The sequence below is a fragment of the Variovorax sp. HJSM1_2 genome, assembly GCF_049316285.1.
GTDB lineage: Bacteria > Pseudomonadota > Gammaproteobacteria > Burkholderiales > Burkholderiaceae_C > Rhodoferax_B.
Genome location: NZ_JBMOXA010000039.1, coordinates 19,848 through 34,730, shown reverse-complemented (window position 1 = coordinate 34,730; position 14,883 = coordinate 19,848). Strand labels below are relative to the sequence as shown.

13 protein-coding genes are annotated in these 14,883 nt (G+C 64.2%); 10 read left to right on the top strand and 3 right to left on the bottom strand.

The window, feature by feature from the left end; all coding sequences use genetic code 11:
- Both ACFQ95_RS24470 and ACFQ95_RS24465 read left to right on the top strand, forming a co-directional pair.
- Nucleotides 1–1,056: PepSY-associated TM helix domain-containing protein (locus ACFQ95_RS24470; RefSeq protein ID WP_422835338.1), on the top strand; the 1,056-nt coding region annotated here is incomplete at its 5' end.
- Nucleotides 1,056–1,400 carry a DUF3325 domain-containing protein gene (locus ACFQ95_RS24465; protein WP_422835336.1) on the top strand — a complete coding sequence of 115 codons (345 nt, stop codon included), beginning with the start codon at nucleotides 1,056–1,058 and terminating at the stop codon, nucleotides 1,398–1,400. The genes ACFQ95_RS24470 and ACFQ95_RS24465, both read left to right, overlap by 1 nt.
- Here the strand turns inward: ACFQ95_RS24465 and ACFQ95_RS24460 are convergent.
- Nucleotides 1,397–3,922 carry a TonB-dependent siderophore receptor gene (locus ACFQ95_RS24460; RefSeq protein ID WP_422835335.1) on the bottom strand — a complete coding sequence of 842 codons (2,526 nt, stop codon included), beginning with the start codon at nucleotides 3,920–3,922 and terminating at the stop codon, nucleotides 1,397–1,399. The two genes, ACFQ95_RS24465 and ACFQ95_RS24460, sit on opposite strands and share 4 nt — an antisense overlap.
- Between ACFQ95_RS24460 and ACFQ95_RS24455 the strand changes: the two genes are divergently transcribed.
- Nucleotides 3,921–4,052, top strand: coding sequence for a hypothetical protein (locus tag ACFQ95_RS24455; protein ID WP_422835334.1), 132 nt, complete (start codon nucleotides 3,921–3,923; stop codon nucleotides 4,050–4,052). The two genes, ACFQ95_RS24460 and ACFQ95_RS24455, sit on opposite strands and share 2 nt — an antisense overlap.
- Here the strand turns inward: ACFQ95_RS24455 and ACFQ95_RS24450 are convergent.
- Together ACFQ95_RS24450 and ACFQ95_RS24445 are read right to left on the bottom strand one after the other, a co-directional pair.
- A complete protein-coding gene (locus ACFQ95_RS24450) occupies nucleotides 4,025–4,999 on the bottom strand; it encodes a FecR domain-containing protein (RefSeq protein ID WP_422835332.1) in 975 nt (324 codons plus the stop codon). The two genes, ACFQ95_RS24455 and ACFQ95_RS24450, sit on opposite strands and share 28 nt — an antisense overlap.
- A complete protein-coding gene (locus ACFQ95_RS24445) occupies nucleotides 4,996–5,499 on the bottom strand; it encodes a sigma-70 family RNA polymerase sigma factor (RefSeq protein WP_422835330.1) in 504 nt (167 codons plus the stop codon). Before ACFQ95_RS24445 ends, ACFQ95_RS24450 begins: the two co-directional genes overlap by 4 nt.
- A 135-nt stretch (nucleotides 5,500–5,634) precedes the next feature.
- On the opposite strand from ACFQ95_RS24445, the gene ACFQ95_RS24440 reads away from it, so the two are divergent.
- The 7 genes from ACFQ95_RS24440 to ACFQ95_RS24410 all read left to right on the top strand — a co-directional run bounded on the left by ACFQ95_RS24440 (nucleotide 5,635) and on the right by ACFQ95_RS24410 (nucleotide 14,880).
- The gene (locus ACFQ95_RS24440) at nucleotides 5,635–6,141 is read left to right on the top strand and encodes a sigma-70 family RNA polymerase sigma factor (RefSeq protein WP_422835329.1); all 507 of its coding nucleotides are present in this window, start codon (nucleotides 5,635–5,637) and stop codon (nucleotides 6,139–6,141) included.
- Nucleotides 6,138–7,133 (top strand): FecR domain-containing protein, encoded by a 996-nt coding sequence (locus tag ACFQ95_RS24435; protein WP_422835328.1) that lies wholly within the window; start codon nucleotides 6,138–6,140, stop codon nucleotides 7,131–7,133. Before ACFQ95_RS24440 ends, ACFQ95_RS24435 begins: the two co-directional genes overlap by 4 nt.
- Before the next feature lie 103 nt (nucleotides 7,134–7,236).
- The gene (locus ACFQ95_RS24430) at nucleotides 7,237–9,732 is read left to right on the top strand and encodes a TonB-dependent siderophore receptor (protein WP_422835326.1); all 2,496 of its coding nucleotides are present in this window, start codon (nucleotides 7,237–7,239) and stop codon (nucleotides 9,730–9,732) included.
- Between the two features lie 197 nt (nucleotides 9,733–9,929).
- Nucleotides 9,930–10,445: a sigma-70 family RNA polymerase sigma factor gene (locus tag ACFQ95_RS24425; protein ID WP_422835324.1), complete on the top strand. Its 516-nt coding sequence runs from the start codon at nucleotides 9,930–9,932 to the stop codon at nucleotides 10,443–10,445.
- A gap of 4 nt (nucleotides 10,446–10,449) precedes the next feature.
- On the top strand, nucleotides 10,450–11,463 hold the full coding sequence (locus tag ACFQ95_RS24420) for a FecR domain-containing protein (RefSeq protein ID WP_422835322.1): 1,014 nt from the start codon (nucleotides 10,450–10,452) through the stop codon (nucleotides 11,461–11,463).
- Nucleotides 11,464–11,609: 146 nt separating this feature from the next.
- Nucleotides 11,610–14,066 carry a TonB-dependent siderophore receptor gene (locus ACFQ95_RS24415; protein ID WP_422835320.1) on the top strand — a complete coding sequence of 819 codons (2,457 nt, stop codon included), beginning with the start codon at nucleotides 11,610–11,612 and terminating at the stop codon, nucleotides 14,064–14,066.
- A 175-nt stretch (nucleotides 14,067–14,241) separates the two neighbouring features.
- Nucleotides 14,242–14,880, top strand: coding sequence for a hypothetical protein (locus ACFQ95_RS24410; protein ID WP_422835318.1), 639 nt, complete (start codon nucleotides 14,242–14,244; stop codon nucleotides 14,878–14,880).
- The last annotated feature ends 3 nt before the right edge of the window (nucleotides 14,881–14,883 follow it).

Here is a 14,883-nt window from a genome sequence, read left to right as displayed (position 1 = left end):
GCCGTGGCCGTGCTCACGCTGCCGTTTCTGTTCATGATCGCCTACACCGGCCTGGCGATCTCCGGCCGCAGCTTTGTGCCCGCCCCGGGCCTGGCGGCGTTTGCCGGGCAGGGCGGCTCTGCGGCCTTTTTCACGGCCATCAACGACCCCGGCAAACCCCAGCGTATAGGCCAAGCTTTGGCCGTGCCCGACATGGAGCCGTTTGTCGCGCGCGCCGAACAACTCATGGGCCAGAAGGTGCGCGCGGTGGTGCTCGACAACCCGGGCGATGCCTCCATGCGTATTGGCATCTACGGCTGGAACGAAGACGCTGAGCAAACCACGCGCCTCAGCGGCACCACCGGCATGGTGTTTTTCTCTGCGGCCAGCGGTGAGGTGTTGCGGGTACGTTTGCCGGGTGCTGTCAACGGTGGTTCCAGCCTGCTGGTGCAGCAGGTGATGGGGGATTTACACATGGCCACGTTTGGCGGGCTGGCCGTGAAGTGGCTTTATTTTGTGTGTGGCCTGGCGGGCACGGCCATGATGGCGACGGGGGCTATTCTGTTCATGGTGAAGCGCCGCAGCAAACACGGCCGCGAGTTCGGCGCCGCCACCGCCGGGGTCTACCGGCTGGTCGAAGGTTTGAACGTGGCCGCGATTGCCGGTCTGGCCGTGGCTTGTATCGCCTACCTGTGGGCCAACCGTCTGGTGCCGCTGGGTTTGCCGCAGCGTGGCGACTGGGAGGTGAGGGTGTTTTTTGCCGTGTGGCTGCTGACGCTGGTGCATGCCTTTGTGCGGCCACCGGCACGCGCCTGGGTCGAGCAACTCTGGGCCTTGGCTGCGCTGTGTGCATTGCTGCCGCTGCTCAACTGGCTGAGCACCGGCGACAAGCTATGGGCGCAGATTGCGCGCAACGATTGGGAGAGCGCCGGGGTGGAACTCACCGTGCTGGCGTTCGCTGTTGGCAGTGCTTGGGCCGCGCGACAAGCCGGGCGCAAGCGTCAAAACAAGGCGACACCCAAGGCTCGCCCACCGATCTCCACCCTGTCTGCTTTGGCTGAAACGGAGAGTGCGTGATGAGTTTGGGACTGTGCTGCATCGGCGCATTGCTGTTGTCTTATGCGGGCATGGCCGGCCTATGCTTGGCCATAGACCGGCACCATGCGCAGGTGTGGGGGCGCGACGCCACGGCCGCGGCACGCTGGGGTTTGCGTGTGGTGGGCGGGGCGCTGCTGGCCGCCGCCGTGCTGCCCTGTGTGTGGGGCTGGGGTGGCAGCGTGGGCAGCGTTGTGTGGCTGGGCTTTTTGTCGGTCGGCGCGCTGTTGGTTGTGGGCGGGCTGAGTTATGCGCCGCGCGTGTCGGCGCGGGCTGCAGTGGCCGCCGGGCTGACCGGCAGCACGCTGCTTCTGCTGTTGGTCTAGAACTTGCCACGCAGCGTCAGCGTGGCGTTGCGTGGCTCACCAAAATGGTTGTCGGCGTACAGCCAGCCAATGGTGCTGAAGTAACGCTTGTCAAACAGGTTGTTGATGTTTAGCGCCGCTGACCACTGCTTGTTGATCTGGTAGCCCAGGCGCGCATTCCACACCGCATAACCCGGTTGTGTGATGCGGTCGACACCGCCCGTGCCGCCGTAGTTGGTGTGGAAATTTTCGCTTTGGATGTTGGCGCCAAGGCCCAGGTTCCAGGCGCTCAGATCGCCGGGAAGCCGGTAGTCCGCTGCCACGCGCAGCAGGTGGCGCGGTGTGTAGCTGTTGGCGGTCTGGCCCACCTGGGTTTCGTCTTCGGGGTTGCTGCGGTATTTGTTGCTGGTGTAGGTGTAGCCGGCAAACAGCTGCAGGCCACGCAAGACTTCGCCACTGATTTCGGCATCCACACCTTGGCTGCGCACCTTGCCAGACGCGGTGGAGCAGTACCAGCCGTCGCAGTTCATGTCGGCGTTGTAATCCACTTGTGCGCGGTTGACCTGGTCGATGCGGAACAGGGCCAGAGCGGTGTTGAGCTTGCCATCGTAGAAGCTGCCTTTTACCCCGGCCTCCAGGTTGCTGCCCTTGATCGGCTTGAGGAACTGCCCGGCCGCATCCAGTTCGCCCTGGGGCTGGAACACGTCGGTGTAGCTCACATAGGTCGACCAGTTTTTGTTCAGGTCATAGATCAGCCCGCCGTAGGGCGTGAACTCATGGCTGGCGTCCATGCGGCTGCTGGCCTGAGCACCCGTCATGTAGCGTTGCGAGTCCACCTGGTAGTGGTAACTGCCCACGCGGCCGCCCAGCACCAGGGTCAGCGGCTCGGTCAACTTGAGTCGGCCCACACCGTAGAGGCCATCCTGGCGCACCGTGCGTTGCGAATAGCTGGTGTAGGAGGTGTTCATCAACTCGCTGAGCGAAGGTTCGCGTGGTGACACCGGGTTGTAGATGTTCATGGGCCCGAGGTTGATCAGGCCCGCAGCCAGGTCATCGGTCTTCAGGCGGCTGGCGTTCGCGCCCAGCACCATCTGCTGTTGCAGCCCCCAGGCGCTGAAGTGCCCGGTGAGGTTCACATCCAGGCCCTTGTTGGTGTTTTCAAAGTCGTACAGGTAGGCCCGCGACACCATGCCGTCGCCGCTGGCGGCGTTCACCGCACCGCGACCAAACGAATACTGCATGTCGTTGCTTTCTTTGAGCACCATGCCGGCGGCCTTCAGCGTCCATTGGTCGTTGAAGCGGTGCGTGAGGTCCGCGAACAAGGTCTTTTGTGTGTTCTGCCAGGTGTTCCAGTTGGCGCCGGTGAAGGTGGAGCGGCGCACGTTGACGGCGCTGCCGTCGGTGTTGCGCGGCAGGCCGCCCCAGTAGGGCAGTGCGTCAAGATCTTCGATGCTGACACCGGCGGCGATGCTGGTGGCTGCGGAGATGTCGAATTCGAGCGTGCCGTAGAGCACGTTTTTGCGGCTCTTGGCGGTGTCATAGAAGTAGCGTTGGTCTTCCGCCGAGAGTCCGGCACGGCCACGCAGGCTGCCGTCGGCGTTCAGCGCGCCGCTGGCGTCGAGTGTGCTGCGGTAGTGGTCCCATGAGCCCGCGCTTGCCGAGAACACAAACGTCTTCTCCGCCGTCGGCCGTTTGCGCACCAGGTTCAGTGTGCCGCCCGGGCTGCCCGCACCTTGCAGCAAACCCGCCGGGCCGCGCAGCACTTCCACGCGGTCGTAGAGGAAGCTGTCGCTGGTGAAGCCGCTGCCTATGGCGTAGGACGAACGCTCCAGTGGCACACCATCGTATTGGAACGTGCTGAACAAAAAGCCACGCGAGTAGTAGTACTTGCCACCCGAAGGACTTTGGAACGTGGTGACGCCGGTGGTGGCTTCCAGCACTTCGTCCAGCGTGTAGAGGTTTTGGTCGTCCATGCGCTGGCGCGTCACCACCGAGATGGATTGCGGAATTTCGCGCAGACTCAGATCACCGCGGCCTATGCTCACGTTGGCACTGGTGTACGAGGCCGAGCCTTCGGTGATGGCGCTGCGCTCGGCCTGTGCGGTCACCTGCACTTCACCTAGCGTGGTGGCGCCTGCTGCGCTTGCCGCCGCCGCCGAGCTTGCGCCGGTTGCGCGGCGCAGCGTGTAGCCGCCGCCTTCGCGTGGCACGGCTTCCAAGCCGCTGCCTGCAAGCAATTGGCTGAAGCCCGAACTCAGCGTGTGGCTGCCGTGTAAACCAGCGGTGCTGCGCCCGTCTGTGAGCGTGGGTTCAAACGATAGCGTGATACCCGCACTGGCGGCAAAGCGCGACAAGGCCGGGCCCAATGCGCCGGCTGGAATGTCATAGCTGGCCGTGCGCGCCGCTGGGTTTGCGGGCGTGGTCTGCGCCATGGCCGCAGAGCCTGCCGCAAGGGCGAGGCTGAAGCACAGGCTGCGTGTGCCTAGGGTGACGCGGCTAAGGCGGAACGGGCGGAAGGGGCGGGCGGAAGAGATCAAGGCCATGGATTCCTCTGTTGTCTATGCCGCGATCACAGCGCGGCTCCATGGCTTGCCCGATGAGATTCTGAAAAGGGACAAGGAAATCGAAAATATCGGCGGTATTTTTCAGGCCGGTACCACGCTCACCCAATAGCGGGTGCGCAGCACCACCTGCACCGGCAGCGTGCTGGCCAGCATGGCCAGCACATAGTCGGTGTCTTGCAGTTGAAACGCGCCCGAGATGCGCAGCTCGGCCACTTCGGTCGTGCAGTGCAGCAGGCCCGGGCGGTAGCGTGACAACTCGGCGCAGAAATCCACGAGGCGCATGTTGTCGGCATACAGCACACCGGCCGTCCATGTCAGGGCTTCGGGCGCCGCAGCCTGGGCTGGCGCCGCGCCCTGAGGGGTGAGCACAGTTTGTTGACCGGCAGGCAGCACCAGCGCCGGTGTGGCGGCACCGCGCAGCGTCACCTCGACCGCACCCTCGGTCACGCTGAGGCGTACCGGGCTATGGGCAGCGTCGTGCTCCTGGCGCACCATGAAGCGGGTACCGAGTGCGCGCAAACGGCCTTGTACCGTCTCCACCACAAACGGGCGGTGCTGCGGCCCAGGGTCGGCTGCGGTGGTGATTAAAACAGCCCCTGCGCGCAGTACCAGCGTGCGCAAGCCACTATCAAATTTGACTGATACGGCACTGGCAGTGTCGAGCAGCACACGGCTGCCGTCGGCCAGCGTGATCTCACGGCGTTCACCGGTGGCGGTATGGTGGTCTGCCGACCATGGCGCCCACGGCGCCATACGCCAGCCCAGCCATGCGGCGGGTGCCACGCTGCCCAGGACGGCCAGCGTGCGCAGCGCGGCGCGGCGATTGCTGCGCTGCTGGCGCGCGAGCACGGGCACTCCGAGTTGGGCCGGCACGGCGCCAAACTTTTGCGACAAACGCTCGGCCCGTTGCCAGGCCTGTTGGTGTGCCGGGTGGGCGTTGCGCCAGCCTTCAAAAGCGGCGTGGTCGGCCGCATTGGCCTCGCCCGAATGCAGGCGCACCAGCCACTGCGCGGCGGCGTGCAGCACTGCTGGCTCCAGCGGTGAAGCTGCACTCATTCGATCACCGCCAGGCAGCGTTCAAAGCCCTGCGCCATGTAGCGCTTGATGGTGCGTTCGCTCAACTGCAGGCGCTCGGCAATGTGCGCGTAGCTCAGCCCTTCGAGTTGCGACAGCACAAACGCCTCACGTGCCTTGGGTGCCATGCCGTCGAGCATGGCGTCGATCTCGTCCAGCGTTTGCAGCAGTTGCAAGCGGTCTTCCGGCGACATGGCCAAGGGCTCGGGCAACAGCGCCAGCGCGTCCAGCCAGGCCTGCTCCAAGGCCTTGCGCCGCCAGTGTTCACTCACCACACCTTTGGCCAGCGTGGTGAGGTAGGCGCGCGGTTCGCGTAACGTTGGCAACACCTGCGGGCGCAGCAACACCCGCACAAAGGTGTCCTGCGCCAGATCGGCCGCGCTGTGGCTGCAGCCCAGGCGCCGCAACAGCCATGCGCGCAGCCAACCGTGGTGGTTGAGATAGAGCGATTGCACGGTCAGCGGGGTGGATGTGGCGGGCATGGCGCAGCAGCGGGCTAAGATTTTGTTGCGAATTATTCTCATTTTAGAGTCGACGAACAAAATCTGGATACAACTAGAATAAGAATTATTCTTATTAATAAGCGGGTTGTTGCCCGTTTTCTACACGTGACCGCCATGCCAGCCGCCGACCACGCGCTCCGCCAAGAAATCGCCACGCTCTACACCGACCACAACGGCTGGTTGCAGGCCTGGCTGCGCAAAAAACTGGGCAATACGTTTGACGCGGCCGACCTGGCGCAAGACACCTTTATGCGTATTCTCTCGGCGCGCAACCCGGTGGCGATAGCGGAGCCGCGCGCCTACCTCACCACGGTGGCGCGCGGTGTGCTGGTCAACTGGTACAAGCGCCAGGCTTTGGAGCGTGCGTATCTGGAGGCGCTGGCGCTGCTGCCCGAGCCCGAGGCGCCATCACCCGAACAGCGGGCCATTGTTCTGCAGACGCTGCACGAGATCGATGCCATGCTGGATGCTCTGCAGCCTTTGGTGCGCCGGGTGTTTTTGCTGTCGCAGCTCGAGGGCCTGAAGTACGAAGACATCGCCGCGCAAACCGGCGTGTCGCTGACCACGGTGAAGCGCTACATGCGCGAGGCGTTCAGGCAGTGTATGGAGCTGATGGCATGAACGGCATCAACGGTATCGCCCGCGCGGCTGAACCCGCCAGCATCGCGCCGCGCATTCTGGATGAAGCCGCCGACTGGCTGATGCAGTTGAACGACAGTGCTGTATCCGATGCCGACCGCGCGGCCTTTGAGCGCTGGCGCCAAAGCCATCCGGCACACGCCCAAGCCTGGTGCCGGGCCGAGCAATTGATGCAAAAGTTTGGCGGCCTGCCCGCGTCGCTGGCCATGCCCGCGCTGAACCGGCCTTTGCGTGCACGCGGCCCGACGCGGCGGGCTGCAGTGACCAAGCTGGCCGCATTGCTGGCCGTGGCACCTGCGGGCTGGGCCGCGTGGCAGATGGCCAGCCGCAGCGGATGGACCGCCGACTACCGCACCGCCACCGGCGAATCGCGCGATGTCAGCTTGGCCGACGGCACACTGCTCACCTTGTCCACCGCCAGCGCCGTCGATGTGCGGTTTGACGCTACCCAGCGTTTCATCCATTTGCGCGCCGGTGAGATCTGGGTGCAGACCGCGCCCGATCCGTCCAGCCCCTACCGGCCGTTCCGTGTGGGCACGGCGCAAGGCCAGATGCAGGCGCTGGGCACACGTTTCAGCGTACGCCAGCAAGAAGGGCGCACACAGCTTGCGGTGCTGGAAAGCGCGGTGCGCATAGAGCCGCGAAATGCGGCTTCACAGCTGGTGCCGGCGGGCCAGCAAATCACGTTCACCGACAGCAGCGTGGCCGAGATGTTGCCTGTGGATGAGAGCGCCGTCGCCTGGCGCCACGGCATGCTGCTGGCCGACAAGCTGCGCCTGGCCGACTTCTGCGCCGAACTGGACCGCTGGCGCAGCGGCTTTTTGCGCGTCGACCCGGCGGTGGCCGATGTGCGTATCTCGGGGGCTTTTCCGCTGGCCGAGCCGGAGCGCGCCCTGCGCATGCTGGTGTCCACTTACCCGCTGGAAGCGGTGACGCGTTTGCGCGGTTATTGGCTGACCCTGGTGCCGCGTTAAGGCGACGCAAAAAATAAACTTCAAAAAGGGTGAGACTTTTTCGCGTGTGGACTGGCATGGAAAGAGAAGTCTTCAACTTGTCTTTCCGAAAGGTCCGCTCTTCATGTCCGCCGCCCGTCCCGATTCTGTTCGTCCTTCCGTACGCGCCATACGCGCGGCCCTGCTGGGCATGGCCCTGGCCGCCGCAGCCGGTAGCAGCACTCATGCCCTCGCCGCTGAGGCGCCGGCGCTGGTCGACAGCACACCCAAAGCCTACAACCTGCCAGCGGGCCCGTTGGGGCGCACCTTGTCGGGTGTTGCGAGCGGCGCGGGCCTGGCGCTGTCATTTGATCCGGCACTGACGGAAGGGCTGACCAGCCCGGCCTTGAGCGGTCACTTTGCGGTGCGCGAAGCCCTGGCCCGGCTGCTGGCTGGCAGCGGGCTGCAGATGGTGCCGCGCACTGACGGCAGCTACACCTTGCGCAAGGTCGACGCCGGTGCTGCCGCAGCCCTTGGCGTCTCAGGCGCAGCAGTCGCGACCGGCAGCACCTTGGGCGCGGTCACCGTGACGGCGCAGGCCGAGCGTAATGCCACTACCGAAGGCACGGGCGCGTACGCCGCACGTGCCGTCAGCCTGGCCAAGGGTGATGTGGCGCTGAAGGACATTCCACAGTCCATCAGCGTGATCACACGCCAGCGCATGGACGACCAAAACCTGGTCAGCCTGGCCGATGTGGTGAACAACACCACCGGCCTGGTGGCCACCCAGGGCATGGGCCCGGGTATTGCCGTCACCTCGCGTGGTTTCCTGATCGACACCATGCAATACGACGGTGTGGGTGTGCCGCGCAACACCTACTCGCTGGGCAACTGGGGCAGCGAAACCCTGGTGTTCTACGACCGCGTCGAAGTGCTGCGCGGCGCGGCTGGTTTGCTGCAGGGCGCCGGCAGCCCGGGCGGCGCCATCAACTTCGTGCGTAAACGCGGCCAGGCCGAGCCCACCATCACGCTGACCGCCAAGGCCGGCTCGTGGGATCACTATGGCGCGCAGCTTGATGCCGGTGGTCCGCTGAACGCCGAGGGCATTTTGCGTGGCCGCGTGGTGCTGGACGAAGACAAAAGCCATTCGTTCATCGACAGCGTCTGGAGCCGCACCACCAGCGTCTATGGCGCGCTGGATTACGACATCAGCGCGCAGACCACGGTCGGCTTGGGTGTGAGCAACAAAACCACCGAGGGCCGCCCCAGCTTTATTGGCCTGCCGCGTTACAGCGATGGTGGTGACCTCGGCCTGGCGCGTTCCACCTACACCGGCGCCAATTGGAACCGCGCCAACAACGACCAGACCAGTGTTTATGCCGACCTGGCGCATCAGTTTAATGACCGCTGGAGCCTGAAGCTGGCGGCGCTGGGCATGAACGAGAAAAACAGCTCGGCGCATCAGCGTATGGCGGGCACGATTGCGCCGGACGGCAGTGGTTCCATGTATGGCGACTTCGCCACCAAGCTCACGGGTGAACAGCGTGCATTCGACGTTTACCTGCGCGGTGGTTTCGAAGCCCTGGGGCTGACACACGAGGTGGTGGTGGGGGCCAATTACTCCAAGTACACCACCGACGATGCTTTTGCGCGTGTCTGGACCACGGGGGCCGATATCTTCAACATCGACCACAACCGCCCCGCGCAAGACTACGCCAGCATTGCGGCACGCGGCTTCCATACGCTGAGCAACTACGACACCGAGCAAAAGGGCGTGTACGGCACCTGGCGCGCCAAACTCAGCGAGCGGCTGACGTCTATCGTGGGCGGCCGCGTGAGCTGGTACGAGCAAACCTATGCCCAGCCGGAAAACGACTACAAAGACACGGCGAGTGCCAGCGGCAAGGTTACGCCCTACCTTGGCTTGGTCTATGCGCTCGACAAACAATGGTCGGCCTACGGCAGCTACGCCGACGTGTTCGAGCCGCAGTCGGTGCGCAGCGCGGCCGGTACGGCCTTGCCGCCGGTGGAAGGCAGCAACCTCGAGCTGGGCTTGAAGGGTGAATTACTCGACGGCCGCGTGAACACTTCGTTCGCGGTGTTCCGCTACGACCACAAGAACCGCGCCGTGACCGATTTTGCGTCGGGTTATGCCTGCGACGGTTGGTACTGCTCCAGCGCATCCGGCAAGGTGCGCAGCCAAGGCTTTGAGGCCGAGGTGAGTGGTGAAGTGCTGCGTGGCCTGCAGCTCACCGCCGGCTACACCTACAACACCACCAAGTACCTGGAAGACCCGGAACTCAAGGGCGAAACCTTCAGCACCTGGACACCCAAACACCTGGGGCGCATCTGGGCCGACTACAAGTTGCCCGGCGACTGGAGCCGCCTGAGCGTGGGCGGCGGGGTCAATGTGCAGAGCAAGGCCGGCAGCTACGACCGTTTGTTCAACGTGCCGGGCTTTGCGGTATGGGGTGCACGTGCGGCGTTCCAGGTCACACCCACCACGTCGATCGCAGTCAACGTGAACAACGTATTCGACAAGCGTTATTACATCGCCTCGTACAACGGCGTTGACGGCAGCAACTACTACGGTGATCCGCGCAATGTGCTGGTCACGCTGAAGTACACACCCAAGCTGTAAACCGTTTAGCAGCAGCCTTGCGAACATCTACCAACTGTTCGACCAGCGCTGCTGCAACCGGCTGTTTGGCCAGGGCGGGCTTGGTGTGCCGTGCCACGCCATACACACATGGAGCTGCAAGTTCTCAAAGCGGCTTGCACGTGGCGGCGGATGTGGCTGCATATAATTGAGAATTATTCTCAACATTAACCCGCCGCGTGTCCACCTCTTCGTCCACCGATTTCGCGTCCGCATTCGCCCTCGTCGAGTCCATGTACGTTGAGCACCACGGCTGGCTGGTGTCGCGGCTGCGCCGCAAGCTAGGGTGTGCGTTTGATGCCGCCGACCTGGCGCAGAGCGCCTTCCTGCGTGTGTTAACCGCGCCGGGCGTGGCGCAGGTCAAGGAGCCACGCGCCTTTCTCACCACCATTGCCAACCACCTGCTGATCAACCAGGTGCGGCGGCGCGCCATTGAGCAGGCTTATCTGGATGCGCTGGCCACCTTGCCCGAGCAATTTGCGCCAGCGCCCGAAGCGCGGCTGATGGTGCTGGAAACCCTGGTGGAGATAGACCGGCGTTTGAACGGCCTGCCCACGCTTGCCAAACAAGCGTTTCTGCTGGCGCAACTGGAAGGCTTGAACCACAGCGAGATCGCCGCCGAGTTGGCGATCTCCGTCTCCACCGTGAAGCGCCATCTGGCCAAGGCGGCCATGCGCTGTTTTTTTCCGGACTAGGGCCATGGCAGGAATCGATGCCTTCGGCACCTCGGGTGCGGATACCACGCGTGTGCCGCAGGCCGTGGCGCAGCAGGCGGTGAAGTGGTGGATGCTGCTGCAGTCGCCAGCGCTGTCGGCGGCGCAACGCGCGGCCTGGCAACAGTGGCGCGCGGCCGATGCCGAGCACGAACGCGCCTGGCAGCGGGTGGAGGCCGTGAGCGGCCAACTCGCCGGGGTGTCGGGCCCGCTGGCGCGTGCCGCGTTGGCCGGGCCGGCCGCGTTGCGCAGGCGCCGCAGCCTGCAACTGCTGACCGCGCTGGTGGTCGTCGGTGGCACTGCGGCGCTGCTGCGCGAGCAAGCTGTCTGGCAGACCCTGGCGAGTGACGAGAGCACCGCCGTGGGGCAGCGCCGCACGTTGACGCTGGCCGATGGCAGCACGCTGATGCTCAACACCGGCAGCGCTGTCAACATCGTGTTTGACCCCGAGCGCCGTGTGGTGCAACTGGTGCGCGGTGAAATCTGGGTGCAGACCGCCGCCGACCCGTTGCGTAGGCCTTTTCTGGTGCAAACCATGGCGGGCAGTGTGCGCGCCATTGGCACGCGTTTCACGGTGCTGGCGGGTGCCGATGCCGTCAATGTCAACGTGCTCCAAGGTGCGGTGGAGCTGCAGCCCGTGGATGCGCCGCATGCCTTGCAGTTGCTGCAGGCGGGCGAGACCGGCGACTTCACGCGCACCCAGGCCAGCAGCCCCAAGCCCATGGGCGACGGCGCGGGCGCCTGGGCCGAGGGTGTGCTGGTGGCCACACAAATGCGGCTCGATGATTTTCTGGCCGAGCTGAGCCGCTACCGGCGCGGACGCCTGAGTTGCGACCCGGCGATTGCGGCGTTGCGGGTATCCGGCGTCTATCCGCTGGGCGACACCGACCGGGTGCTGGCCGCGCTGACTTCGGCGTTGCCGGTGGAGCTGCACAGCTTTACGCGCTACTGGGTCAGGCTGCGCCCGCAGCAGCAGCCGCCCAGGCCACGGCAAAGTTGAATTTCAAGAATCTGCAAAAAGCTGAGCTAGTTCGGGTGGGCTTCTTGTCAAGAAGGTAAGGCGTGTGCCAAACGGCGTGCCGACTTCGACTTTTATGCTCACCCAAGGACTTTATGCAGACCCCTTATTCCTTTCGCCGCTCACCCTTGGCCGTTGCTTTGCGTGCCGTGTTTGCCGGCTCGCTGGTGCTTGGTGGCCTGGCCGCCAACGTCTCGGCCCAATCCCCGAGCGCCGAACAAACGCGCCAGGACAGCCGCGAATACAACATTCCCGCTGGCCCGCTGGAAGGCACGCTGAACCGCCTGGGCCGTGAAGCCGGGGTGCTGATCAGCTTTGGTTCTGCCGTGACCGATGGCCTCCGCAGCACTGGTGTGCGTGGCCACTACGCGGTGGAAGAAGCCTTGTCGCAGGCCCTGCAAGGCACGGGCTTGGGCGCAGTGCGTGCTGCCGGTGGTGGTTATACGCTGCGTGCCTTGCCCGCGTCGGCTGCGGCCGAGGCGGGTGTGTCGTCCACCCTGGGCACGGTGACGGTGACCGCAGCCTCGACGCGCGACGCGCGTACCGATGGCACGGGCAGCTACAGTGCCGGGCCGTCGACCGGCGCCACGGGTTTGAACCTGTCGCTGCGCGACACGCCGCAGTCCGTGACCGTGATCTCGCGCCAGCAGATGACCGACCAGGGCAGCACCACCGTCACGGATGTGCTGCGCCAGGTGCCAGGCATTACCGCCAACCACTACGACAGCGACCGCATGAGCTTCAACGCGCGCGGTTTTGCCATCACCAATTTCCAGTACGACGGTGTGACCAAGGACTACGACGGTGTCTACGACTGGGGCGCCACCAACAGCGACATGACCATCTTCGACCGTGTTGAAGTGGTCAAGGGCGCCACCGGTTTGATGAGTGGCACGGGTGACCCCTCGGCCACCGTCAACTTCATACGCAAGAGGCCTACCGACAAGTTCACCGGCTCGGTGACGGGCAGCTTGGGCTCGTGGAACGATGCACGCACCGAAGTTGATCTGGCCGGCCCGCTGAACGCCGCCGGCAGCCTGCGTGGCCGTGTGGTGGGCGCCTACCAGGACCGCGACTCCTACCTCGACCACTACCACCAGAAAAAGACCGTGGGCTACGGCGTGATCGAGGCCGACCTCACACGCGACACCTTGCTCACCGCCGGTGTGGATTACCAGCACACCGACCCCAAAGGCTCGACCTGGACCGGCTTCCCTATCTTCAACAGCGATGGCAGCCGCACCAGCTTCGACCGTTCGTTCAACCCCGCCACCACCTGGAGCACGCGCGAAATGGAAACGCGCAACCTGTTTGCCACGCTGGAGCAGCGCCTGGCCAAGGACTGGAAGCTGAAGCTGAGTGTGAACAACGAGAGCAGCCAGCACCGCTCGCTCCTGGGCTCGGCCAGCGGCGGCAACCCCGACCCGGTGACCGGCGAAGGCATGTATTTCTTCAGCGGCGACTTCCAGGGCAAGCGCACACAAAACACGCTGAACGCCAGCCTGGCCGGCCAATACGAGCTGTTCGGCCGCAAACACGACGCCATGTTTGGCGCCATGTGGTCTGACACCAAGACCGATGGCCCGTGGTCAGAGTCGGCCTACCCGCCGGTGCCCGGCAGCATCTTCAACTGGACCGGCAATTACCCGCAGCAGGCTTTCCCGCAAACCGCCTGGTATGCAGAGCACCGCCGCCAGACCGGTTTTAATGCCGCCACGCGCCTGCGGCCTGCCGATGCCTGGTCGGTGATTGTGGGCGCGCGTGTGAGCAACATCGACGCGGGTGACAGCCGGGTTTACAGCGATGGTGTGACGCCCGCGCTGAGCAGCAGCTTGCATGAGAGCGGCGAGCTCACACCTTACCTGGGGGTGGTGGTGGATTTGAATGACAGCACCTCGCTCTACGCCAGCTACACCAGCATCTTCTCGCCGCAGTCTTCGCGTGATGCGAACCACCAGTACCTGCCGGCCATCAAGGGTAAAAGCGCCGAAGCCGGGGTCAAGGGCGAGTTTCTGGATGGGCGCGTGAATGCCAGTCTGGTGGCTTTCCACATCCAGCAGAACAATGTGGCCGAGTATGTGGACTTTGTGGATGGTGAATCGGTCTACCGCGCCGTGCAGGGTGTGACCAGCAAGGGCATAGAGGCCGATGTCAGCGGGCAGATCGCCCCTGGCTGGAACCTGCAGGCCGGCTACACCTACACCTATGCACGCGACGCGCAGGGTCAGCGGGTTTACGGCTCCACCCTCATGGCCAGCCAGCCCGAGCACGTGCTGCGCTTGAACACCAGCTACCGCTTGCCCGGTGATTGGAACGCGCTCACCGTGGGCGGCGGCGTGAGCTGGCAAAGCGCCTTCTACGGCAAGGTGTGGAACCCGGTGCTGGGCGACTACGCCCAGGTCAAGCAAAACGGTTATGCGCTGGTCAATCTGATGGCGCGTTACCAGATCAACACACAACTCTCGGCGGCACTCAACATCGACAACCTGTTCGACAAGCAGTACTACTCGGGCTTTGGCTTGTTTGACACCGGTTTTTATGGTGCGCCACGTAGCGCTAAAGTCACGCTGCGGTATCAGTTCTGAAAACTTGCATGTTTTTGGGTTTGCTTCGGCATACCCCATAACGCTGCTTAAAAATTTTTTACCGAGCAGGGGCCATCAAACGATGGCCCTTTTTACGTTCTCGTTGGTCATAGTAGGTAAGGGCCTGTTGTGCAGGCTTGTCTACTTTGCGGCGAGCAAATATTCCAAGATGAACATGCGTTTTTTCTCTCTTAAATCGATGGTGTTGGCGATGGGGCTGGTGGCTGCGGTGTGTGCCGCCCAGGCCGAATACCTGTGGGTGGAGCCTGCCAGCGCGGCCACGGCTGGCAAGGCGCGTGTTTACCTGGGTGAGCTGGAGGGCGCCAAGCGGCTGCCGACCCACAGCGTGGCCTCGGCGCGTATCTTCCTGGCCGATGAAAAAGATCTGCCGTTGACGACCGAGGCCGACTTTTACGCCGCAGCGGTGACCGGTGCTGGCGACCTGCGTGCCACCGCGCGCCGTGTGGGTGAGGACGGCAGCATCACCTTCTTCCAGGCCAAGTTGGGCCGCAGTGAAACCAAGGCCGTGAACGACCTGGAACTGGTGCCCGTGACCTCTGGCGGCAACATCTTCCAACTGGTGTTCAAGGGCCGCAAGGTCAGCGCCACCCAGGTCAACGTGCAGACCTCGGACGGCTGGCGCCGTGTGTTGCGCCCGCTTGAGGACGGCACGGTGAGCATCGCCACACCGTTTGCCGGCCTGTATGTGCTGGAGGTCTCGGCCAAGGTGGGCGGCCTGCCGACGATTGTGGACGGCAAGAAGTTTGACGACGTGCGCCACACCGCCACCATCAGTTTCGAAGTGCCCAAGTAACCA